Annotated in this window: 23 protein-coding genes and 1 pseudogene; 13 read left to right on the top strand and 11 right to left on the bottom strand. The window is 61.9% G+C overall.

The window, feature by feature from the left end; all coding sequences use genetic code 11:
* The 6 genes and pseudogenes from GJ698_RS07790 to GJ698_RS07765 all read left to right on the top strand — a co-directional run.
* Nucleotides 1–240 (top strand): annotated as a pseudogene (locus GJ698_RS07790) (hypothetical protein); the annotation flags it as partial.
* A 57-nt stretch (nucleotides 241–297) separates the two neighbouring features.
* The gene (locus GJ698_RS07785) at nucleotides 298–699 is read left to right on the top strand and encodes a hypothetical protein (protein WP_154357034.1); all 402 of its coding nucleotides are present in this window, start codon (nucleotides 298–300) and stop codon (nucleotides 697–699) included.
* Complete coding sequence (locus tag GJ698_RS07780; protein WP_154357033.1) at nucleotides 696–1370, top strand: C39 family peptidase; 675 nt, start codon at nucleotides 696–698, stop codon at nucleotides 1368–1370. Before GJ698_RS07785 ends, GJ698_RS07780 begins: the two co-directional genes overlap by 4 nt.
* Nucleotides 1371–1383: 13 nt before the next feature.
* Nucleotides 1384–1869: a hypothetical protein gene (locus GJ698_RS07775; RefSeq protein ID WP_229259876.1), complete on the top strand. Its 486-nt coding sequence runs from the start codon at nucleotides 1384–1386 to the stop codon at nucleotides 1867–1869.
* 48 nt (nucleotides 1870–1917) lie between these two features.
* On the top strand, nucleotides 1918–2955 hold the full coding sequence (locus GJ698_RS07770) for an acetate kinase (protein WP_371865183.1): 1038 nt from the start codon (nucleotides 1918–1920) through the stop codon (nucleotides 2953–2955).
* 62 nt (nucleotides 2956–3017) lie between these two features.
* On the top strand, nucleotides 3018–3971 hold the full coding sequence (locus GJ698_RS07765) for an MBL fold metallo-hydrolase (protein ID WP_154357031.1): 954 nt from the start codon (nucleotides 3018–3020) through the stop codon (nucleotides 3969–3971).
* A 36-nt stretch (nucleotides 3972–4007) separates the two neighbouring features.
* Here GJ698_RS07765 and GJ698_RS07760 read toward each other — a convergent pair whose 3' ends face one another.
* Nucleotides 4008–5063: an alkene reductase gene (locus GJ698_RS07760; protein WP_154357030.1), complete on the bottom strand. Its 1056-nt coding sequence runs from the start codon at nucleotides 5061–5063 to the stop codon at nucleotides 4008–4010.
* Nucleotides 5064–5086: 23 nt separating this feature from the next.
* Complete coding sequence (locus tag GJ698_RS07755; protein WP_154357029.1) at nucleotides 5087–5377, bottom strand: ArsR/SmtB family transcription factor; 291 nt, start codon at nucleotides 5375–5377, stop codon at nucleotides 5087–5089.
* Between the two features lie 127 nt (nucleotides 5378–5504).
* Here GJ698_RS07755 and GJ698_RS07750 point away from each other — a divergent pair, with 127 nt between their 5' ends.
* Nucleotides 5505–6506: a hypothetical protein gene (locus GJ698_RS07750; RefSeq protein ID WP_154357028.1), complete on the top strand. Its 1002-nt coding sequence runs from the start codon at nucleotides 5505–5507 to the stop codon at nucleotides 6504–6506.
* Between the two features lies 1 nt (nucleotide 6507).
* On the opposite strand, the gene GJ698_RS07745 is transcribed toward GJ698_RS07750, so the two are convergent.
* Both GJ698_RS07745 and GJ698_RS07740 read right to left on the bottom strand, forming a co-directional pair.
* Nucleotides 6508–6705: a hypothetical protein gene (locus GJ698_RS07745; protein ID WP_154357027.1), complete on the bottom strand. Its 198-nt coding sequence runs from the start codon at nucleotides 6703–6705 to the stop codon at nucleotides 6508–6510.
* Between the two features lie 2 nt (nucleotides 6706–6707).
* Nucleotides 6708–7067, bottom strand: a complete 360-nt coding sequence (locus GJ698_RS07740) for a DUF1304 domain-containing protein (RefSeq protein ID WP_154357026.1) — start codon at nucleotides 7065–7067, stop codon at nucleotides 6708–6710.
* 106 nt (nucleotides 7068–7173) lie between these two features.
* On the opposite strand from GJ698_RS07740, the gene sugE reads away from it, so the two are divergent.
* Nucleotides 7174–7491 (top strand): quaternary ammonium compound efflux SMR transporter SugE, encoded by a 318-nt coding sequence (sugE, locus tag GJ698_RS07735; RefSeq protein ID WP_154357025.1) that lies wholly within the window; start codon nucleotides 7174–7176, stop codon nucleotides 7489–7491.
* Here sugE and GJ698_RS07730 read toward each other — a convergent pair.
* From GJ698_RS07730 to GJ698_RS07720, 3 genes are read right to left on the bottom strand one after another with little or no spacing between them, the layout of a single operon-like run.
* Nucleotides 7488–8447: a M14 family metallopeptidase gene (locus GJ698_RS07730; RefSeq protein ID WP_154357024.1), complete on the bottom strand. Its 960-nt coding sequence runs from the start codon at nucleotides 8445–8447 to the stop codon at nucleotides 7488–7490. The genes sugE and GJ698_RS07730 overlap by 4 nt on opposite strands.
* Nucleotides 8448–8476: 29 nt before the next feature.
* The gene (locus GJ698_RS07725; RefSeq protein ID WP_154357023.1) at nucleotides 8477–8839 is read right to left on the bottom strand and encodes a DP-EP family protein; all 363 of its coding nucleotides are present in this window, start codon (nucleotides 8837–8839) and stop codon (nucleotides 8477–8479) included.
* Nucleotides 8836–12108: an nSTAND1 domain-containing NTPase gene (locus GJ698_RS07720; RefSeq protein WP_371865181.1), complete on the bottom strand. Its 3273-nt coding sequence runs from the start codon at nucleotides 12106–12108 to the stop codon at nucleotides 8836–8838. Before GJ698_RS07720 ends, GJ698_RS07725 begins: the two co-directional genes overlap by 4 nt.
* A 180-nt stretch (nucleotides 12109–12288) precedes the next feature.
* Between GJ698_RS07720 and GJ698_RS07715 the strand changes: the two genes are divergently transcribed.
* Together GJ698_RS07715 and GJ698_RS07710 are read left to right on the top strand one after the other, a co-directional pair.
* A complete protein-coding gene (locus GJ698_RS07715) occupies nucleotides 12289–12912 on the top strand; it encodes a glycoside hydrolase domain-containing protein (protein ID WP_154357021.1) in 624 nt (207 codons plus the stop codon).
* A gap of 2 nt (nucleotides 12913–12914) precedes the next feature.
* Nucleotides 12915–13202, top strand: coding sequence for a hypothetical protein (locus GJ698_RS07710; RefSeq protein WP_154357020.1), 288 nt, complete (start codon nucleotides 12915–12917; stop codon nucleotides 13200–13202).
* Here the strand turns inward: GJ698_RS07710 and GJ698_RS07705 are convergent.
* Nucleotides 13199–13666, bottom strand: a complete 468-nt coding sequence (locus tag GJ698_RS07705; RefSeq protein WP_154357019.1) for a hypothetical protein — start codon at nucleotides 13664–13666, stop codon at nucleotides 13199–13201. The two genes, GJ698_RS07710 and GJ698_RS07705, sit on opposite strands and share 4 nt — an antisense overlap.
* A gap of 144 nt (nucleotides 13667–13810) precedes the next feature.
* Here GJ698_RS07705 and GJ698_RS07700 point away from each other — a divergent pair, with 144 nt between their 5' ends.
* Nucleotides 13811–15406 carry a methyl-accepting chemotaxis protein gene (locus GJ698_RS07700; RefSeq protein ID WP_154357018.1) on the top strand — a complete coding sequence of 532 codons (1596 nt, stop codon included), beginning with the start codon at nucleotides 13811–13813 and terminating at the stop codon, nucleotides 15404–15406.
* A gap of 56 nt (nucleotides 15407–15462) precedes the next feature.
* Here GJ698_RS07700 and GJ698_RS07695 read toward each other — a convergent pair whose 3' ends face one another.
* Nucleotides 15463–16332 (bottom strand): pirin family protein, encoded by an 870-nt coding sequence (locus GJ698_RS07695; protein WP_154357017.1) that lies wholly within the window; start codon nucleotides 16330–16332, stop codon nucleotides 15463–15465.
* Nucleotides 16333–16380: 48 nt separating this feature from the next.
* A complete protein-coding gene (locus GJ698_RS07690) occupies nucleotides 16381–16980 on the bottom strand; it encodes an FMN-dependent NADH-azoreductase (RefSeq protein ID WP_154357016.1) in 600 nt (199 codons plus the stop codon).
* 115 nt (nucleotides 16981–17095) lie between these two features.
* On the opposite strand from GJ698_RS07690, the gene GJ698_RS07685 reads away from it, so the two are divergent.
* Nucleotides 17096–18007, top strand: coding sequence for a LysR family transcriptional regulator (locus GJ698_RS07685; protein WP_154357015.1), 912 nt, complete (start codon nucleotides 17096–17098; stop codon nucleotides 18005–18007).
* On the opposite strand, the gene asd is transcribed toward GJ698_RS07685, so the two are convergent.
* Complete coding sequence (gene asd / locus GJ698_RS07680) at nucleotides 18008–18853, bottom strand: archaetidylserine decarboxylase (RefSeq protein ID WP_371865179.1); 846 nt, start codon at nucleotides 18851–18853, stop codon at nucleotides 18008–18010.
* 173 nt (nucleotides 18854–19026) lie between these two features.
* Between asd and GJ698_RS07675 the strand changes: the two genes are divergently transcribed.
* Nucleotides 19027–21225 (top strand): TonB-dependent receptor plug domain-containing protein, encoded by a 2199-nt coding sequence (locus GJ698_RS07675; RefSeq protein ID WP_154357013.1) that lies wholly within the window; start codon nucleotides 19027–19029, stop codon nucleotides 21223–21225.
* Nucleotides 21226–21235: the final 10 nt, after the last annotated feature.

Here is a 21235-nt window from a genome sequence, read left to right as displayed (position 1 = left end):
GCCGGCGGTTCGGGCGGCACCAACACCGGCGGCGCGGCCACCGGCGGGGCTGGCGCGGGCGGTACCGCGGGCGCCGGCGGCAACATCGCCGTCAATGCCGGCACCTTCAATATGTCCAACACGATGACCAGCGTCGGCCAGTCGGCCGCCGGCATCATGGTGGCGTCGCAAAACAGCGGGATTGCCTCGCTGGTGCAGCAAAGCGTGAACGTGCAGTCCAACCTGGCGGTCGGCCGCTAAGCAGGGCGCGGGGCGCGCTACGCGGCATGCCCCGCTGTGTTGACGAAAGGAGGGATTATGCAAGTACCAGGAAAAAGCACTTGGACGCTGCTGGCGTGCGCCGTCTGCTGCCACGCCGGCGCGGGACCGTTGACCGAGGTGGAGGCGCCGCCGGCCGTGGTGCTGGCGCCGCTGGTGCCGGAGCTGATTGTCGCGCCGGCCGATCCGCCGGGCTTCGACGCGGCCCCGGCGCCGGCCGCGCGGCTGGCGCGCCTGCGCGGCGGCGCCGACATGGTCAGCAACGACATGCAGCTGAACGGGGCCGTCAGCGGCAACGCGGCGGTGAACGTGGTCACCGGAGCCAACGCCATCAGCAGCGGCTCCTTCAGCAACGCTTCCGGCCTGCCGGTGGCGATACAGAATTCCGGCGCCAATGTATTGATACAGAACGCCACCATCATCAACATCCAGATGCAATGAACGCCCTGACCATTTTGCTGCTGGCCGCCATCGGCGCCAGCCCGGCGCTGGCGGCGGACCTGCCCGGCATCGGCGGCGCCGGCTTTACGCTGCCGGTGACCAGCCTGAAGGAAGCGCGCTTCCGCTCGACGGTGCGCCAGCAGCACGACTTCAGCTGCGGCTCGGCGGCGGTGGCGACGCTGCTCAGCTATCACTACGACACGCCGGTCACCGAGGAGCAGGTGTTCAGCGTCATGTACGCCCAGGGCGACCAGCCCACCATCCAGCGCGAAGGCTTTTCGCTGCTGGACATGAAGCGCTACCTGGCGCAGCGCGGCTTTGTCGCCGACGGCTACCGCCAGCCGCTGGACAAACTGGCGGAGGCGCGCTTTCCCGCCATCGTGCGTATTGTCGAGAACGGCTATATGCATTTTGTCGTGGTCAAGGGCGTGGATGCGCAGCGGGTGCTGATCGGCGACCCGGCCGGCGGCACCCGCGCGCTGCGCCGCGACGCCTTCGACGCCATGTGGCCGGACCGGCTGCTGTTCGTCATCCACAACTGGGTCGGCCAGCCGCGCTTCAACCAGGCGGCCGAATGGCAGCTGGCGCCGCAGGCGCCGCTGGACACCGGCATCGGCCGTGGCAGCCTGACCGACCTGACGCTGCCCAAGAACGGCAGCGGCAATTACTGAGAAGGAGGCGGCCATGCGTATGCGTTGTTTGCCGCTGCTGGTCGCGTTGCTGGCCGCTGGGGCGTCCGCCGGCGCAAGCGATGCCACCGACGGCTGGAACGCCATCGACGATGCCGAGCTGGCGCAGGTGCGCGGCGGTTTCTCGTTCGGCGATGGCTTGCTGGTATCGCTAGGTGTCGAACGTTTGGTTTCGATCAATGGCAGTGTTGTAGCGAGTACCCATTTTTCCATCGCCGATATGACACAGTTGAGTGCTGCGGAAGCCGCGATGGCCAGCGATGCGCTGGCCGCCGTGGTGGTCCAGAACGGCGCCGGCAATCTGGCCGAGCCGCTGGCCACGCAGGGACTGGGGGCGCTGTTGATACAGAACAGCGTCAATGACCAGGCGATACGCAGCCAGACGACGATCAACACCACCGTCAGCAATCTGGCCATGCTCAAGGCGGTGAATTTTGAAAGCAGTTTGCGTGATGCCTTGAGCGCAGCGGTCGTCAAGTAAGCAACTTGAGGAGCAGCGATGCGTGCGAGTGCGAAACGGCGGGCCAGTGTGCTGGCAATCTTGTTGTGCGGCGGCGCGGCGGCGCAGGCGCAAAATCCGGTGGGCGCCGCGCCGGCCGATGACGGCCGGCCGCCGGCGGTGGCGCCGCTGTTCGAGCAGCCCGGCGTACTGACGCCGCGCGGCAAGCTGGTGCTGGAGCCGTCGCTGCAGTTCGGCTATTCGTCGAGCAACCGCGTGGTGCTGGTCGGCTACACCATCATTCCAGCGCTGCTGATCGGGTTGGTGGACGTGCGCGAGGTCAAGCGCAACACCACCACCGGCGCGCTGACCGGCCGCTATGGCCTGAGCAACCGCGCCGAGCTGGAAATCAAGCTGCCCTATGTGTACCGCAGCGACTCCACCGTCAGCCGCGAGATTTTCACCGGCACCGGCGTCGACCGCGTGTTCGACACCAGCGGACGCGGCGTCGGCGACGCCGAGCTGGCCTTGCGCTACCAGTTGAACGACGGCGGCGCCGACCGCGCGTACTATGTGGCCGGGCTGCGCGTCAAGTCGCGCACCGGCACCGATCCGTTCGAAGTGATCACCGACTGCACGCAGCGCTGCGTGGGGCCGAACGCCACCGGCACCGGCCTGCCGCTGGAACTGCCGACCGGCTCCGGGTTTTATGCGCTGCAGCCCAGCCTGACCTGGCTCTATCCCAGCGACCCCGCCATCCTGTTCGGCAGCGTCAGCTACCTGAAGAATTTCAAGCGCAGCGGCTTGAGCCGCAAGGTGCTGAACGGCGAGTGGGAACCGCTGGGCACGGTGGCGCCGGGGGATGTGCTGGGCTTTAACTTCGGCCTCGGCCTGGCGCTGAACGAGCGCGCGCTGATCAGCTTTGGCTACGACCACAGCTCGATCGCGCGCACGCGGCAGAACGGCGTGCCGGTGCAGGGCTCGGTGCGCACGCAGCTGGGCACGCTGCTGCTGGGCTTTTCCTACCGGCTCAACGACAAGCGCACCGTGAACATCGCGGTCGGCGCCGGCTTGACGCGCGACACGCCGGATGTGCAGCTGTCGTTGCGCCTGCCGATGACTTTCTAATCGTGCTCTATGTAAATCTGATGTATTGTAGTGCTCCTGATAATTTAAACATAAGGGGAGCCATGTCCACGAGTATTCTGAAACCCTGGTCCGTCATCGCGGCGTTGCTGGTGACCGCATCCGCGCAGGCCGGCGCGCCGATGGCCCGCTTCCAGGCGCCGGGTTTTTACCGCACCACGCTGGGCGACTTCGAGGTGACGGTGCTCAATGACGGCACGCTGGACCTGCCGGTCGACAAGCTGCTCAAGCAGCCGCCGGAAAAGACCAACGCCGCGCTGGCAAAATCGTTCCAGAAAAGCCCGGTCCAGACCTCGGTCAATGGCTTCCTGATCAACACCGGCACCAAGCTGGTGCTGATCGACACCGGCGCCGCCAGCCTGTTCGGCCCGACGCTGGGCCAGCTGGTCACCAATCTGAAGATGTCCGGCTACAAGCCGGAGCAGGTGGACGAGATCTACATCAGCCATATGCACGGCGACCACGTCGGCGGGCTGGCGTCCAACGAACAGCGCGTGTTCCCGAACGCCATTGTTCGCGCCGGCAAGCTGGATGCGGACTACTACCTGAATCCCGCCAACCTGGACAAGGCGTCCGGCGAGGCCAAGGACAATTTCCAGGGACCGATGGTATCGATCAATCCCTACGTCAAGGCGGGCAAGTTCCAGCCCATCGTCGCGAACACGGAGCTGGTGCCGGGCATCAAGTCGTACTTCAATGGCGGCCATACGCCGGGCCACATCACTTATGTGGTGGAGAGCAAGGGACAGAAGCTGGTGCTGCTGGGGGATTTGCTGCACGTGCAGGCGGTGCAGTTTGACGATCCGGGCGTCGGCATCTCGTTCGACAGCGACAGCAAGGTGGCGATTGCCGAACGCAAGGAAGCGTTCGCGGCGGCGGCCAGGGACGGTTACCTGATCGGCGCGCCGCACCTGTCGTTCCCGGCCCTGGGGCATGTGCGGGCCAACGGCAAAGGTCACTACGTGTTCGTGCCGATCGCCTATACCCAGCCGCGCTGATGTAAAAAGGGAGCCCGCAGGCTCCCTTTTCCTTGATTACGCCAGGGCAGGGTAATCGGTGTAGCCCACTTCACCAGCGGCGTAGAAGGTATCGGCATTCCACGGATTCAGCGGCGCATCGATCTGCAGGCGGCGCACCAGGTCCGGATTGGAGATGTAGTCCTTGCCGAAGGCGATGGCGTCGGCGTTGCCGCTGTCCAGTACCTGCTGCGCCACGACCTTGTTCATCTTTTCGTTGGCGATGAATACGCCGCCAAATTCCTTCTTCAGCAGCGGGCCCAGGCTGTCTTCGCCGACCGCTTCACGCGCGGCGATGAAAGCGATCTTGCGCTTGCCCAGTTCGCGCGCCACGTAGCCGAAGGTCTCGGCCGGATTGGCGTCGCCCATGTCGTGCGAATCGCGGCGCGGCGCCAGGTGCATGCCGACGCGGCCGGCGCCCCAGACTTCGATGCAGGCATCGGTCACTTCCAGCATCAGGCGGGCACGGTTTTCGATCGGGCCACCGTACTGATCGGTACGCAGGTTGGTTTTGCTTTGCAGGAATTGGTCCAGCAGGTAGCCGTTGGCGCCGTGGATCTGCACACCGTCAAAGCCGGCTTTCTTGGCGTTTTCCGCACCTTTCTTGTAGGCCGCAACCACGCCGGCCAGCTCTTCGATGTCCAGCGCGCGCGGCACAGGATACGGACGTTGTGGACGCAGCAGGCTGACGTGGCCTTCGGCGGCGATGGCGCTAGGCGCCACCGGCGCGTCGCCGTTCAGGAAACTCGGATCCGAAATACGGCCCACGTGCCACAGCTGGGCGAAGATCACGCCGCCCTTGGCGTGCACGGCGGCGGTGATCTGTTTCCAGCCTTCCACCTGTTCGTCCGACCACAGGCCCGGCGTATCGGCATAGCCGACGCCTTGCGGCGTGACGGCGGTGGCTTCGCTCAGGATCAGGCCGGCGGTAGCGCGTTGTTCATAGTACTTGGCCATCAGCGCATTCGGCACGCGGCCGCCACCGACGGCGCGGGAGCGGGTCAGCGGCGCCATGATGACGCGGTTCTTGAGGGTGAGGTCGCCTATGGTGATCGGATCGAACAAAGTTGGCATGATGAGTTTCCCTATGGTTGCATTTACAGTTGCATTTGAGCGATGAAAGCCTGGATAAGTGCTTCATCGCGCTTGAAATAATTCCACTGGCCGACGCGGTGCGAGGTCACCAGCCCGGCCTTGACCAGCACGGCCAGGTGGGCCGACATGGTCGATTGCGACAAGCCGGCGCGGCGGTCGATCATGCCGGCGCACACACCCAGATGCAGCGGATGGTGCTGGTCTGCGAAATACAGCTCCGGCTCCTTCAGCCACACCAGGATCTGGCGGCGCGTCGGATTGGCGAGGGCTTTGTGGATAGCGTCGATGTCCATGAATGGTATATGTATCGTGTTTTTCCGATTTCAATATCGCCATCTTACGATATAAAAGAAAAACGTGCTGGCAGCCGAAAAATCCTTTATGTTATGGGAACATTGTTGGAAATCTAATGAGGGTGGCATGTCGAGTCATTACCTGGATGTGGCGGTGGGGCTGTCCTATACCTTCCTGGCCGTGAGCCTGCTGTGCAGCGCCACGCGCGAAGCGATCGCCTCCCTGTTCCAGACGCGCGCCAAGGTGCTGCTGGACGGCGTGCTGACCCTGCTGCACGAGCCGGCCGGCAAGCCGCGCCTGCGCGGCATCCTGCCTTCGATCCGCCGGCTGTTCCGCATGGACGGCGGCTTCGGGCTGGACAAGCTGGGATCGGCGTCGCTGACGGCAGAAGTGATGCGCCATCCGCTGATTACCGGACTGGCGCAGCAGGGCCGCATGCCGTCGTACATTCCATCGGCGATCTTCGCGCGCGCCTTCGTCTCCACGCTGACCGGCAAGTACGGCAAGGGGCACACGGCTGCAATCCTGCTCAACAACGTCGGCAACGAAGGGCTGACCAAAACGCTGCTGGCCATCATGGGCGAGGGCCCGGACGACGCGGCCGCGCTGGAGAACGCCGTGCGGATCTGGTACGACACGGTGATGGAGCGCATCAGCGGCTGGTACAAGCGGCGCTCGCAGTTCGTGCTGTTTCTGGTGGGACTGTTCTATGCGTGCGCGATGAACATCGATGCGCTGCAACTGTCGCAGCGCCTGTGGAACGACGCCGCGCTGACGGCGCAGTTGGTGCAGAAGGCGGAGGAGGCCAAGCCTGCGCCGCCGGCCGAGGCCGCCGCGCTGACACAGATCAAACAAGCGAAGGCGCAGGCCCAGGAAGTGCAGAAGCTGCCGATCGGCTGGCCATCCGCGCGCTTTGAAAACATCAGCGGTGCAGGAGCGTTCGCCGTGGCGCTGGTGTTCGCTTTGATCGGCTGGGTCGCGACCGCGTTTGCCGCATCCCTTGGCTCACCATTCTGGTTCGACGGCATCGGCTGGCTGCTGGCGCTACGCGGCACCGGTGCCAAGCCGGCGGCGGAGACCACCGCGCCGCCGTCGCCCACTGTCACCTTGCCGGGTTTGCGTAAATAGCTTATTTGCCGCGCTGCGCGCATCGCGAAGATTGCACGGCGCGTTCAGTGATGCTGCTGATGGCCTTGATGGCCTCCTGCGTACAGGCGCCATCATTGACGTCGTGGATCTGCGGCTTGCTGTTCATTTCCCGGTAGCCGGTGAAGACCAGTGCGATGGTGGCGACGATCAAGAGTACGGTGTTGAGCTTGGTCTGCATGCTCATGCGGCGAAGTGCAGGACCAGGCCGATGACCGCAGGCAGGGTTTGAATCAGCAGAATAGAACGCTTGACCGTCACGCCACCCCAGATGCCGGCCACTGCCACGCACGCCAGGCCGAACACGGTGAACGCCGACGCAATCGCCGCATCCGGATGCAGCAAGCCCACCACCAGCGCCGCGACCAGAAAGCCGTTATAGCAGCCCTGATTGGACATCGCAGGCTGGACGATTTCCGCCTTTTCCTTGCTGAGGCCGAACACACGGCGGCCGCGCGAATTGAACAGCACGGTTTCCAGCAGGACGATGTACACATGGATCAGCGCCACCAGGGCGGTCACGATCTGCGCTGCTAAATGCATGGGTGCTCCTTGTTGTTATGAATGTTGAAGGAACATTATGACCTGAGCAAGGCGATTGCGGCTAGAGTCCGGGCACCAATTTTGTCCGGAATGCTATAGTTCGGCCATGACCTGGATTATTCTCATCGTGGCCGGCCTGCTCGAAGTAGTGTGGGCGGTGGGCCTCAAATACACCGAAGGCTTCAGCAAACTGATCCCCTCCATCCTGACCTTGACCGCCATGGCGGGCAGCGTCGGCATGCTGGGCCTGGCGTTGCGTACCTTGCCGCTGGGGACTGCTTATGCGATCTGGACCGGTATCGGTACGGTGGGCACCGTCATCTATGGCATCGTCATGCTGAACGAGCCTGCCAGCGCGGTGCGGCTGACGTGCATTGCGATGATTGTCGGCGGCATCATTGGCCTGAAGGTCACCAACGTTTAAAACGATGAATTGGGGCGGGTGAGGTAGTACCACTCGCTGTTGGCGCCGGCTGCGGCGTCTGGGAACAGAATGCGGCCATCAAACTCCGCCAGCACCGGCGTGCCATCGACGCGGCGACCGATTTCCTCGCCTTGCCGGACCGGATCGAAGCTGGACCAGTTGCGGCTGAAGGTATCGCCAGCGTGTTGCTTATCGTAGACGGCGACCATACTGAGCGCCTCCATCTGCTCCGGCGCCACCGGTTCAGGCTCAGGCACATCAATCATGCCGAGGAACGCCAGCGTATTCAAAATGGCGCGATACGCCACCTCGGGCGCCTGCGGATCATCGTGCTGCCCGCATTCCAGCGTCAGCGCATAACCGCCGACCGAACGCATATATTCCGTTGTACCCATGCCATAACGCAGCACAGTCTGTAACTCGCTACTGTCACCGATGCGGCGTTGCACGCCCGCACCATAAGTCCTTAACCAACCGTCGACAAACCGCCGCACACCAAGCCGCCGCGCCAACGCGCGCTCCTGCTCTTCATGCTTGAACGGTTCCAACGGCCCATCATTATTGCGCGGCCCAACCATCACAAACGGTTCGCCAGGTGCATTGAATGAATGCAGGTCCAGCAACACGTCATGCTGCGCCAGAAGAGGGCACAGCCAGTTGGCCAAGTGATCTTCAAAATTCTGTGGGTATGGGTTAGGAAATAAATTACGATTGAGATTGCGCTGGCCGGCCCGCTCGCCCTTAGCGTAAGCCAATGGATTAGTTACTGGCAAAAATGTTACGCTGCCATTGTAGATCTCTAGTTTACCCTTATTAATTTCGTTTATTACGCGCTGTATCGCTAAAGAGCCGCATATTTCATTACCATGAACAGCACCCGTCATAATTAACGCAATGCCGGAGTGCTGGTCACCGTATTGATATGACCTAGGATGGGAGAATTTATTATCGCTCATGCAAAGATCAAATCAGTCTTTAATATTGTTTATCGCTGTGGATCGTTATCGACCTCAGGATCGTGACTAAAGCCTACCCCATTTTCATCTACGAAATTAAGATTAATGTTAAGCGTCATTTTTGAGGTGTTGGCATTATTTATGGTAAGAATTTTACCACTAACGCCGACTGCGGGGGCGCTCAATTGATCGTTGTTTTCTGGTGTTGCGGTCATTGGGTTTTTGGGGTTAAATACAATATTTTTCCCTCCACTTTCAACGATTTGATAATTAATTACAGTGTCAGGTTGTGTGACAACTAAAATGGCAGGCGCCGACTCAACTTTATAAGTTTCTGGATTTATTTTGATCGAAACGTTAATAAACGGGGTGCTTGCGATGAGCTTACTCATAAGTTCGTCCTTTTTAATGGGTGGGTGGAAAGATAATTTAAATAAGTCGGGTCACGGTAAAGCATGGCTTCCAATTTTTTTTGTGCAGAGTCTGCCGCCTCATATTGATTTAGGCATGCACTAGCCTTAACCCAAGGCGCGAGTATTTGGAAGTCAGCGCTGCCACTTATTATTGGCTTTAGCACAGTTAGCGCTGCCTCACAGTGGCTTTTTGCTGTGGCAATATCCTGTGGAACATTGAACTCCGCACTTTGCAGCAGTGTGTCAACTAGCTCATTTCTGGTCAAAGTGTCCGTTGGCGTAAGGGTATACAATTGCTGTAGATTCCGTAGTGCGAGTTTTATATTCTCTACGGCTTTAAGTCGGTCTCCTTGCTGAAAATAAATTATCGATTTATTGCGTTGTATTATGTTGAACAATACTTGAAGGAAAATTTTCTTTGGTTCTAATTGAATTAATTTGTTGATATTTTGCTGCAGTTTGTCCAGTTGGCCGAGTACGTCAATTGGACTTCTCTTAGTGGTATTTTTTTCAATAACTTGCAATTCTGCAATGTACATATTCAATTGCCAAATACGATTGCTTGGGTCTTTTTCCGCAATGAATTGCCTCAATTTATAGGTTTTTAAGCTCGCTATCTCGCTGCCACCTAAGTCCCCCCGTGCTCGTTTGAGTTCAGATTGGTGCGCCCATGCCGCTGCAAGTCTGTTCACCCATAAGGACTCTGTCGGATTTGCATCATGCAACGATTGAAGCAGAGTCAATTCACGATCATTAAGGGGTTCTGCAAGCGCCAATTTGCCTGCTTTCATATATGTGCTAGCTTGCCACGATAAGCTATTAGCCAAGTCTGACGCCAATCGTTTGTTATTTGGCTGTCGCTTGTATGCACGTTCCTTCAATTCGACCGATAATGCAAATTCGTCAGCAGCGCGTTGTAAGTCACCGCTACGCAAAGCCACAGTACCTAAGTTGCTGTGTGCGTAGGATTGTTCAATCCAAGCATCCATGGACTGCGGAGCTACGGCAGCTTGGCGATCTGCGTAGGTCCTATATTCTTCAAAATATTGGCGGGCTTGATTCCATTCTGTTTGATTCAGATGGATCTGCCCCAGCCAGAATGCGTTTTCACCCGCGCTTTTTAGCAAAGTAAGATCGTTCGGGGTGGCCGTCAGCAGTGTTTGAAGAATGCGGTGCCCGGCGAGTAAAGCCGTGTTGGCTCCAACGGGATCCGCACGTGCTATGCGGACTTCAGAGATAACCTGCAGCGATTTGGCGCGTTGGGCCAAGGCGGTGTCCCCGTCATTTCCCCAGGCCGGATCAGACAAATACTTAAGTGCGCGATTGCTGACGCTGTCGAGCAGGTCAAGCTTGCCCAAGGGGCGAAGCTTCTCAACGAACTCGCCCAGCATATAGCCCATCAAATCCTCCGCTTCAGCCCGATGCGCTTCGGCTTGGGTTTGGGCGGAGCGGGCTGTGATGCCCAGGCCGCCGGCCAGCAGGGCCAGGCTGGCGACGACGATCATGACCGCCATCCGTACGCGCTCGCCACGGCGTTCGCTTTGCAGTGAGGACTGGATGAAGCTTTGCTCTTGCGGCGTGAGGCCGAAGCTGCTGGTGGCCAGCAATTGGCGCGCCTGGTTGGTCTGGGTGCCGGATGGCAGCAGCATGTCGCGCTTGCGGCCGCTTTCTTGCCAGCGGTTGGCCTGGGCGCTGATGCGGCTGCGCACTTGCAGCGCTTGCCGGTGTTCTTCGATCCACGCCACCACGCGCGGCCAGCGGCGCAGCAGCGCTTCGTGGGCGATGCCGAAGGCCGGCGCGCCGCCTTGCAGGTCGCTGACGAACAGGTGGGCGTCCACCAGGGCTTGCACCAGCTTGTTTTCGGCTTCATTGCGTAGCGCCGACCACGGCACGCGGCGCGAGCTGACGGTGGCTTCGTCTTCCGCCACCAGCACCAGTTGCGACAGCACATGGGGCAGGGCGGCGATCTGGGCGGCGCCCAGCGCGGAAATCACCTGCTCGGCACGGGCGCCGATGGCGCCTTCGAGGCCGCCCATCGCGTGGAAGGCGGCATGCGTCAGTTCGCCTTCGGGCGTGCGCTGGCGGTACAGCTCTTGCAGGCAGTATTGCAGCAGCGGCAGGCTGTCCGGGCCGGAGCGGGCAGCGTGGCACAGGACTTCGTCCAGGCCTTCGCCACGCTCGTCGACGGTGTAGCGCAGTTGCGCCACCTGCGCCGGGTGACGGACGATCTGGGCGATGTCGGCGCTGCCGGGCGGCGTCAGGTCGAAGTGGCCACCGCTCAGTTTCAGGTTCATCAGCGCGGCGTAGGACGCCAGATGCGGGTAGAAATCGTTGCGGCAGGCCAGCACCAGCTGCATGCTGCCGGAGCGCGCCAGCTGGTCCAGCACGCTGATGAAGACGGCACGTTCGGCATCGGTGATATGCGGCAGCCGGAACACGGCTTCGAAGCGGTCGATGAACAGCAGTAGCTGGATGGTAGGCAGTTGTCGCTGCAATTGCTCGATCAGACCCGGCAGATCGTTGCCCATGCGCTGGGCGAGGGCGGCAGCGCTGGTGTTTTCAAACAGCAGCTTGCCGCCGATTTCGGCATCCAGCAGCACGCTGGCCAGCGTTTCCAGCAGGCCGGCCTGGCCCATGTCGGCGCAATCTAGCTGGACGTGTTCGCTGATGGCGATACCGGACTCGGCCGGTGCAGCGCCGGCTTTCAGCGCCGGAATCAAGCCGGCCTGCACCAGCGAGGTCTTCCCGGCCCCAGACGGTCCCAGCACCAGCACCATCGCGCATGCGGCCTGGGCTTGCGCCACCACCACTTGCGCCAGCTGGTCGACGCTCAGTTTGCGGCCGAAGAAGATGGCGGCGTGTTGTTCTTCAAACGCTTCCAGGCCGCGGAACGGCGAGGCGTGCAGCCAGCTGCCCTGGCTGACTTCGTCGTCGTAGCTCAGTTCGGCCAGCAGGCGGTAGCCGCGCTTGCGGATGGTTTCAATGTAGCGCGGTTCGGTGGCGGAATCGTCCAGCGCGCGGCGCAGCTGGGTGATGATTTTGTGGATGGCGTTGTCGCTTGGGGAGACATCGCCCCAGCACGCATCGAGCAAGGTTTCGGCCGACACCACCACGTGCGGATGGCGGCACAGGTACAACAATACATCCATTGCGCGCGGCTCAAGTTGCCGGTTTAACACCGCGCAACTGAGCGTATTGGTGGCCGGATCAACCCGCCACTCGCCAAAACGAAAACTCTTGTGGTTCACATCCAACCTTCTTTGCGCTCGAATACATTCGTTTAATCAATGACTTAGCAACCGGAAGGTTTTCGGAAGGCCATCTTCCGCTTAGTTGCTTAAAGTCATTACATATAAATACTAACATTATCGAGTAAGAAATACATACAGATTCACAGAAACATTTTCAAGCAACCTAGCGGAGAACCCATGACTGTTTTAACCGGCGTGAAAGCACCGTTTGAACTGACGCAGTACGCAATAGCAATCAAGCAACAAGGGATCGATTTCGCCATCCGCCATTACACCCATCAGGCGGGCAAGAGTTTGTCGCTGGCCGAGGCGCGCGCGCTGACCGACGCCGGCATCCAGATCGGCGTGGTGTGGGAGACGCCGGACGCGCACCTGAGCTACTTCAGCCGGGCTCAGGGATGTGCCGACGGTGCCGCCGCCTACCTGATGGCGCAGTCGGTGATCGCCCAGCCGTCCGGCTCAGCGGTGTACTTCGCGGTGGACTTCCAGCCGGGCGAGGCCGACATTGCCGGCGCGGTCACGCGCTATTTCGAAGGGGTAAACCAGGCGTTTGGCGCCGCCTCGCCGGCCGAGCGCCAGTATCAGGTGGGCGTCTACGGGTCCGGCGCCTGCTGCGCGGCGATGATGGCGCAGGGGTTGGCCACCGTCAGCTGGCTGGCGGACGAGGCGCAGGATTACGGCGACTACAGCCTGCGGCAGCTGGATGCCGCCGTCTTGCCGGTCGATGATGGCCAGCGCATCAGTGTGCGCATGGCGTGCTACAGTCCGGAGCGTCCGGCTGGCTTGTTCCGGGTGCTGTAGCGATGAATATCTGTTTTACCGAGACGCCATCGCGCAAGACGGTCAAGCCGTCGAAAACCATTTTCCTCAACAACACCGGGCAGGATGTGACGCTGAAATTCGTCACCGCACCGGATCTGGTGTTGAACGCCTACACGATCAGCACCGGCATCAGCGCCGCCATCGACCATATCCGCCTGGGGATGACGGATTACTACTCCTGCCACAGCCAGAACGTCGCCATTCCGGGCGACTGCACGGCGGTGCTGACCTTGTCCAACAGCGTGCTGACGATGGCGGTGTCCGGCTAATGCATGTCGATCACGTCGAACGGTGACTGGGTCGAGCTGAGGAAGGCCATGACGGCGCGGGCGCGCTCGCCCATCTCCTCGTGGCGGGTGGCGACGATGGCGTCGCGCAGGCCGGGGATGATTTCGGTGATCAGCGAGTTTTCGTCGTAGGCGGTCACCAGCAGCACGGCCAGCTCGGTGGCGCGGCCGCGGTTGTTGCGCATGCGTTCCTCCAGCACCGCCAGCAACGCCCGCTGCATGCGCGGCGTGGGATTGGTGATGTAGCCGAACACCAGCGGCGTGTTGCTGATCGCATCGCACAGGCGCTGTTCGATCTGCTCCGGCTTGACGTCGGACGCAATGTCGAAATACGCGCCGTTCCAGCGCGTGCGCTCATACGGATGACCCGGAGGGAAGGAATCGGCGGTCTCGAAGCCGAGCATGTGGCTCAGCCGGCGCAGCCATTGAAATAGTATCGGCATCATATTGGTATTTTAACCCGTGTCCTTGATCCTATCCTTTTGGAAAGGAAGAAATTTCCCTGGTGAAATGAATGTAGAATTCTTTCCAAGCAGGGCGCCCTAAGAATTGCCGCCATTTATCTGACATATCTCCGCAGGAGCAGTTAAATGAAAATGGAAAATTTTAAGATTGGTCACCGGCTGATCGCCGCATTCAGCGTGTTGTTGGTGATGTTGGTGGCGGTGGCAGCGCTGGGCGTGAGCCGCATGGCAGCCATTCAGCAAAGCATGATCGATATCACCAAAGGTAACGATGTCGAGTCGGCGCTGGCGTCCGCCATGCGGCTTAGTGTCGACGACCGCATGATCGCCTTACGCAACGTCGTATTGCTGGACGATCCGGCACAGATGCAGGCGCAGGTCGAGCGCATCCGCAGCCAGGCTGCGGAATATGCCACGGCGGAGCAGAAACTGCGTGCCACCTTCGACCAGTACGGCATCCAGGATGACGAAACCAGGCTGCTGGCCGACATCAAGCAACGGGCAGAGGCGGCCGCGCCGCTGATGGCGCAGGTACAGACGCTCGGCTTGCAGAACAACAACGCCGCAGCGGTCAAGTTGCTGATGGGCGAATTGCGCGACGTGCAGCAGCAATGGCAGAAAGGCCTGCTGGCGCTGGTTGAAAGCGAGCGGCGGCAGAACGAGGAGGCGACCGCCGCTGCCGATGCTTCCTACGCGATGGCACGCAATGTCATGGTGGCCATCAGCCTGGTCTCGGTGATCTGCGGACTGTTGATCGCCTGGCGCATCACCCGCAGCATCACCGTGCCGATCGGCCGCGCCGTCCACATCGCCCAGACCGTGGCGGACGGGGACTTGTCCAGCGACATCCACACGCCGGACGGCAGCGATGAAACCAGCATGCTGCTGGCCGCGCTCAAAACCATGAACGAAAATCTGCGCGTGATCGTCGGCCGCGTCCGCGACGGCACGGATACGATGAAAACCGCCTCGCAGGAAATCGCCTCGGGCAATCTGGACCTGTCGTCGCGCACCGAGCAGCAGGCCGGCTCGCTGGAAGAAACCGCCTCGTCGATGGAAGAGCTGACCAGCACCGTCAAGCAGAATGACGACAACGCGCGCCAGGCCAACACGCTGGCGGCGATCGCCACCGAGGTCGCAGGCAAGGGCGGCGCCGTGATCGCCAACGTGGTCGAGACGATGGAAGAGATCAATACCTCGTCGAAGAAGATCGCGGAAATCATCGGCGTTATCGACGGCATTGCGTTCCAGACCAACATCCTGGCCTTGAACGCGGCGGTCGAGGCGGCCCGCGCCGGCGAACAGGGACGCGGTTTCGCGGTGGTGGCAACCGAAGTACGCAGCCTGGCGCACCGCAGCGCCGCCGCCGCCAAGGAAATCAAAACGCTGATCAGCGATTCGGTGGACAAGGTCGACACCGGCGCGCGCCTGGTGGACGAGGCCGGACAGACCATGAACGAAGTGGTGGAGAGCGTGCGCCGCGTCAGCGGTGTGATTTCGGAAATCACGGCAGCCAGCCGCGAACAAAGCCTGGGCATCGAGCAGATCAACCAGGCGATCATCGAGATGGATGGCGTGACGCAGCAGAATGCCGCGCTGGTCGAACAATCGGCCGCCGCTGCCGAGGCCTTGCAGGATCAGGCGGCCACGCTGTCCGAACTGGTCGGCAAGTTTGTGCTGGCGGTGCCTGTGTCGCGCCGCCTGGCGTTGAGCGCCGCCTGAAGCGAAGTCGGCAGCCCCAGGCGCAGGTGGTCCCCGCCTGGTGGCTGTTGTAACTTTTAAACCTGGGCTTCCTCGCCCAGTTTGCCGGCGCGGAAATCATCCACGGCGGCGTGCAGCTCGGCCTGCGTGTTCATCACGAACGGGCCGTATTGCGCAATCGGCTCGTTCAGCGGCTGGCCGGCGATCAGGATGAAGCGGCTGTCCTCGCTTGCCGTGATGACCACGCCATCGGCGCCCTTGGTGTTGGCCAGGATCGCCATGCGGCCGGTCGCCACTGCCTTGCCGTCGATCTCCACCGAACCGCGATAGGTGAAGATGAAGGCGTTATGGCCTTCCGGCAGCTGCTGCTTGAACGGGACGCCTGCGGGCAGGTGCACGTCCAGATACAGCGGCTCGGTCACTTCGCGCTGCACCGCGCCGTCCACGCCGTGGCTGCGGCCGGCAATCACCTTGACCTTGGCGCCTTGCTCCGTTTCAAACGCCGGCACGTCGGCGCCGTTGAAGTCGCGATACCAAGGTGCGCGCATCTTGTCCTTGGCGGGCAGGTTCAGCCATAGCTGGAAGCCTTCCATGACGCCGTCTTCCTGCTCCGGCATTTCCGAGTGGATCACGCCACGGCCGGCGGTCATCCATTGCACGCCGCCGTTGGTCAGCAGGCCTTCGTTGCCGGCGCTGTCTTTATGGCGCATGCGGCCTTCGAGCATATAGGTCACGGTTTCAAAGCCGCGGTGCGGGTGGCTCGGGAAGCCGGCGATGTAGTCGTTGGCCTGGTCGCTGCCGAAATTGTCCAGCATCAGGAATGGATCGAGGCGGCGCTGCAAGGTCTGGGTCAACACGCGATTGATTTTGACGCCGGCGCCGTCCATCACGGCCTGGCCGGTGATGATGCGTTCCACGGTGCGTGGGGTATTTACTTGCTCGGTCATATCATTCTCCATTGGTTGTCTGCTGCGCCGCCTGTACTGCCGTGTTGCTTACACCAGGATGGCGTTGATTTCTGCTTCTGCCTGCGATTGTGCCTTGGCCACGGCTTCCGGACCCATGCCCAGACCTTCGGCAAACACGTACTGCACATCGGTCAGGCCCACGAAGCTCAGGAACATCTTGATGTGTGCCAGTTGGGTGTCGGTTGGCGCATCGCGGTGGATGCCGCCGCGCGACAGGGCCACGTAGACTTTTTTGCCGGTCAGCAGGCCGACCGGGCCGGTTGGGCCGTACTTGAAGGTCACGCCGGCGCGGGCAATCGCGTCGAACCAGGTTTTCAGCTGGGCGGTGATGCCGAAGTTGTAGGTCGGCGCGCCGATCACCACGACGTCAGCAGCTTGCACCTGGGCGATCAGGGCGTCGTCCAGCGCCACGCGGGCGGCCTGGTCGGCATTGCGCTGGTCAGCCGGGGTGAACAGGGCTTGCAGGGCGACTTCGTCCAGCACTGGATGTGGCTGGGTAGCCAGATCGCGGCGGGTAACGGCGGCGCCTGGATTGGCGGCGCTGATTTTTGCCACCAGAGCATCAGCCAGACGGCTGGATTCGGAACCGGTGCTGCGGGCGCTGGAGTTGATTTGCAGGATGTTCATGGTGTTGCTCCTTAATGTTGGTGAGTGCTGCGTCGATGGAGTAACTTTAACCGTTTCAAATTCCATGCGGAAGCCGTTAAAATGGATAACATTAATCCACTGATGGAACAATCCTATGGAAATCGACCCTGGCGACCTGCTGCTGTTTGCCCGCATCGTTGAATGCGGCAGCTTCAGCCTAGCGGCGGAGCGGGTGCAACTGCCCAAATCGACGGTGTCGCGCCGCATCTCGCTGCTGGAAGGGCAGTTGGGCGAGCGCCTGCTCCAGCGCACCACGCGCAAGCTGGTGCTGACGGAATTCGGCGCCAGCCTGCTGGAACACGCGCGAAAGGTGGCCGACGAGACCGAGGCGGCCGGCGCGCTGGTGCAGCACCGGCAGGTGGCGCCAAGCGGCCTGCTGCGGGTGTCGATGCCGGCCGACTTCGCCAACGTGTCGGTCAGCGCGGTGCTGGCCAAGTTCATGGACCGCTATCCGGCCATTTCGCTGGAGCTGGATCTGTCGCCGCGCCGCGTGGATCTGGTGGCGGAAGGTTTCGACGTCGCTATTCGCATGGGCAACCTGCCGGACGACGCCACGCTGGCGGCGCGGCGCATCACCTTCAGTTCGCTGGCGCTGTACGCCTCGCCGCTGTACACCAATCTGCGTGGTCTGCCCGAGCACCCGGACGACTTGTTCAAGCACGATCTACTCAGCCTGCCGCCGCGCCTGAACGGGCTGATACGCTGGAATCTGCTGCGCGGCAAAACCTCGTGGGAGCGCGAGCTGCCGGTGCGGCTGCTGGCGAATTCGCCGGAACTGCTGGTGCGCATGGCCAGCACCGGCATCGGCATCGGCGCGTCGACCGAGGCGATTGCGCGGCCGTATCTGCAGCGTGGGGAGTTGGTGCGGGTGTTGCCCGAATGGGCGTTTCCGCAAGTGACGGGCTGGGCGGTGTTCCCCGGGCGGCGGCTGATGCCGGCCAAGACCCGGGTGTTCATCGATATGCTGCAGGAGGCGTTCGATAGCGGCGCGCCGGCCGGCATGTAGTTACTTCGTCTGCGCCATTTCCTCGCCCAGGCGGACGGGGCCGGCTGGCTGCCAGGCGGGATTGAACTTCAGCACATCCTTCTGGAACAGCATCACCACGGTGGAGCCGAGCAGGAAGCGGCCCAGCTCATCGCCTTTTTTCAGCACGATGTTCTGGTCATCGTATTTCCACTCGGTGACTTGCGGCAGGCGCGGCGGATTGACCACGCCGTGCCAGACGGTCGCCATGCTGCCGACGATGGTGGCGCCGACCAGCGTCATCACGAACGGGCCGTGGGCGGTGTCGAACACGCAGACCACGCGCTCGTTGCGGGCGAACAGGCCGGGAATGCCGCGCGCGGTGGTCGGATTGACCGAGAACAGCTCGCCCGGCACGTAAATCATGCGGGTCAGCTTGCCGTCGATCGGCATGTGGATGCGGTGGTAGTCGCGCGGACTCAGGTACAGGTTGGCGAAGCTGCCGTGCTGGAACTGCGCCGCCAGTTGCGCATCGCCGCCGACCAGCGCTGTGGTGCTGAACTTGTGGCCCTTGGCCTGGAAAATCTGGTCGTCCTCGATATCGCCGAACTGGCTGATGCGGCCGTCGACCGGGCAGATGTAAGCGGCGTCTGCCAGCGGACGGGCGTCCGGGCGCAGGGCGCGGGTGAAGAATTCGTTGAAGGTCTTGTAGTGGGCGATATCCGGATCGAATGCCTCGTCCATATTGACGTTATAGCGGCCGACAAACCAGCGGATCAAGCGGGTGGTATAAGCGCCGCCCTTGGCGCCAGCGACGCGGCCGGCGAAATTGGTCAGCGCTCCCTTGGGAAGCAGGTATTGCGGCAAAACGGCTAAGCGGTCGGACACGGGTGACAGATCCATACAAGTTAACGATCGCGCATTATAGCGTCCGCCATTATCGTTTTCGCGATGAGCGTTTATGAAATTTAGCTAAACACGCGATGTTGTTGCTAAATACTGAACATTTTTGTTGGATCAAGGCATAATTTAAGCATCCCAAAACTCGCTCGATCCGTATCATGCCTACTCGTTTGACGCAGATAGCCGCCGCCGTCTTCGCCCTTTGTTCCGCCACCGTTGCCCATGCCGACATGGAGCAGCCCAGGCAGGACGAGATGCAGAAGGTGGAAATCAAGGGCTCCGCCGCCAAATATGATGCGCGCCGCGACGATACCGCCAGCAAGACCGTGGTCAGCAGCGAGGAAATCCAGAAATACGGCGACACCTCGGTCAACGATGTACTCAAGCGCCTGCCCGGCATCACCATCGGCGGCGCGGCCGGTCGCAGCGGCGGCGAGATCCGCATGCGCGGCCTCGGCGCCGGCTACACGCAGATCCTGATCAATGGCGAACGCGCGCCGGCCGGCTTCTCGATCGACAGCCTGGCGCCGGACGTGATCGAACGCATCGAGGTGCTGCGCGCCGCCAGCGCGGAGTTCAGCACCCAGTCCATCGCCGGCACCATCAACATCGTGCTGAAGAAGGCGCTCAAGCCGGCTCAGCATGAACTCAAGCTCACGCAGTCCAGGAGCAGCACCGGCAGCTCGCCGGCCGTCAGCCTGCAAATGTCGGACAAGAATGGTGCGACTTCTTATTCGTTTGGCGGCAATGCCTGGCGGTTCAACTACGACCGCACCACGCCAAGCTGGGAAACCGGCAACGGCGCCGACGGCATCCCCAACGTTTCGCGCGCCATCACCTGGCAGGACATCGGCCATGGCGACGGCTTCAACCTGTCGCCGCGCATCAACTGGAACCTGGCCGGCGGCGATACGCTGACCTCGCAATCCTTCCTCAACTACAACCGCTTCGCCAGCACCACCCACAGCCGCACCGAGACCGCCTTCGGCGCCGGCCCGGACTACGACCGCATCGACGGCACCTACAGCAACCACAACGGTTTCGGCCGCACCGACCTGAACTGGGTGCACAAGCTGGAAGAGGGCGCCAAGCTGGACGTGAAAGCGGCGGTCAGCGACAACCGCAACACGTCCGATTCGCTGCAGGTCGGCGGCAACAACGGGGCGCCGGCAACGCTGGTGCGCACCGTGCATTCCGAAAGCGCGGAGCAGGGCTTCAGCACGCAGGGCAAGTATTCGACGCCGCTCACCTTCGGCACGCCGCCCGCCGGCACGGAGGCCACCGAGCATGCGCTGTCGCTGGGCTGGGACGCCGGCGTCACGCAGCGCGACGACAGCCGCGTCCAGCGCGATGCCGATTTGCCGGGCAGCTCGCCGATCAACAGCGACGAAGGCTTCAACGCCAAGGTCACGCGGCTGGCGCTGTACGGCCAGGACGAGTGGAATATCACGCCGCTGTGGTCGGTCTACACCGGCGTGCGCTGGGAAGGCCTGGACACCCGCGCCGACGGCGGCAGCATCGATCCCGTGCAGAACCGTTCCAGCGTGCTGAGTCCGCTGATGCAGACGCTGATCAAGCTGCCGAACAAGAAAGACCAGGTACGCGTGGCGTTGACCCGCACCTACAAACCGCCCACCACCGCCGCGCTGATTCCGCGCAAGTTCACCTCGACCAACAACAGCCCGACCGAGCCTGACCGTCGCGGCAATCCCAACCTGAAGCCGGAACTGGCGCTGGGCCTGGATGCGTCGTTCGAGCATTACTGGGGCGAGGGCGGCCTGCTGAGCGCCAGCGCCTCGGTGCGCCGCATCGAGAACTATACCCACCAGGGCCTGTTCTTCCAGGACCAGCGCTGGGTTTCGACCGCCATCAACGACGGCCGCGCCGAAACGCGCGGCATCGAGCTGGAAGCCAAGTTCCCGGCCAGCGTGCTGATGGATAACGCGCCCAAGCTGGACCTGCGCGCCAGCGTCAGCCGCAACTGGTCGCGCGTGGACAGCGTGCCGGGGCCGGACAACCGCCTGGATCAGCAGGTGCCGCTCAGCGCCACGGTCGGCATCGACTACAAGACGCCGGATGGCCAGTTGAGCACCGGCAGCAACTTCAGCTTCCGCAACGGCGGCCTGGCGCGCCTGAGCGGCACGCAGGGCGGCTACACCTCGGTGCGCCGCGATCTGGACGTCTACGCGCTGTGGAAGCTGGACCAGCAGAACAATCTGCGCGTCGCCGTCTCCAATCTGCTGGCGCAGGACTACACCACCGAAAGCCTGTACAGCGACAGCAACGGCACGCTGAACCGCACCACCGTGGCCAACGGCGAAACCCAATTCCGCGTGACCGTAGAGACCCGCTTCTGACGGTGGTATG

Origin of the sequence: Duganella aquatilis, from assembly GCF_009674565.1 — a bacterium.
In the GTDB taxonomy this organism is placed as follows: Bacteria; Pseudomonadota; Gammaproteobacteria; order Burkholderiales; family Burkholderiaceae_D; genus Rugamonas; species Rugamonas aquatilis.
The sequence above is the reverse complement of the archived record's forward strand: the minus strand, read 5'-3'. Positions and strand labels throughout refer to the sequence as shown.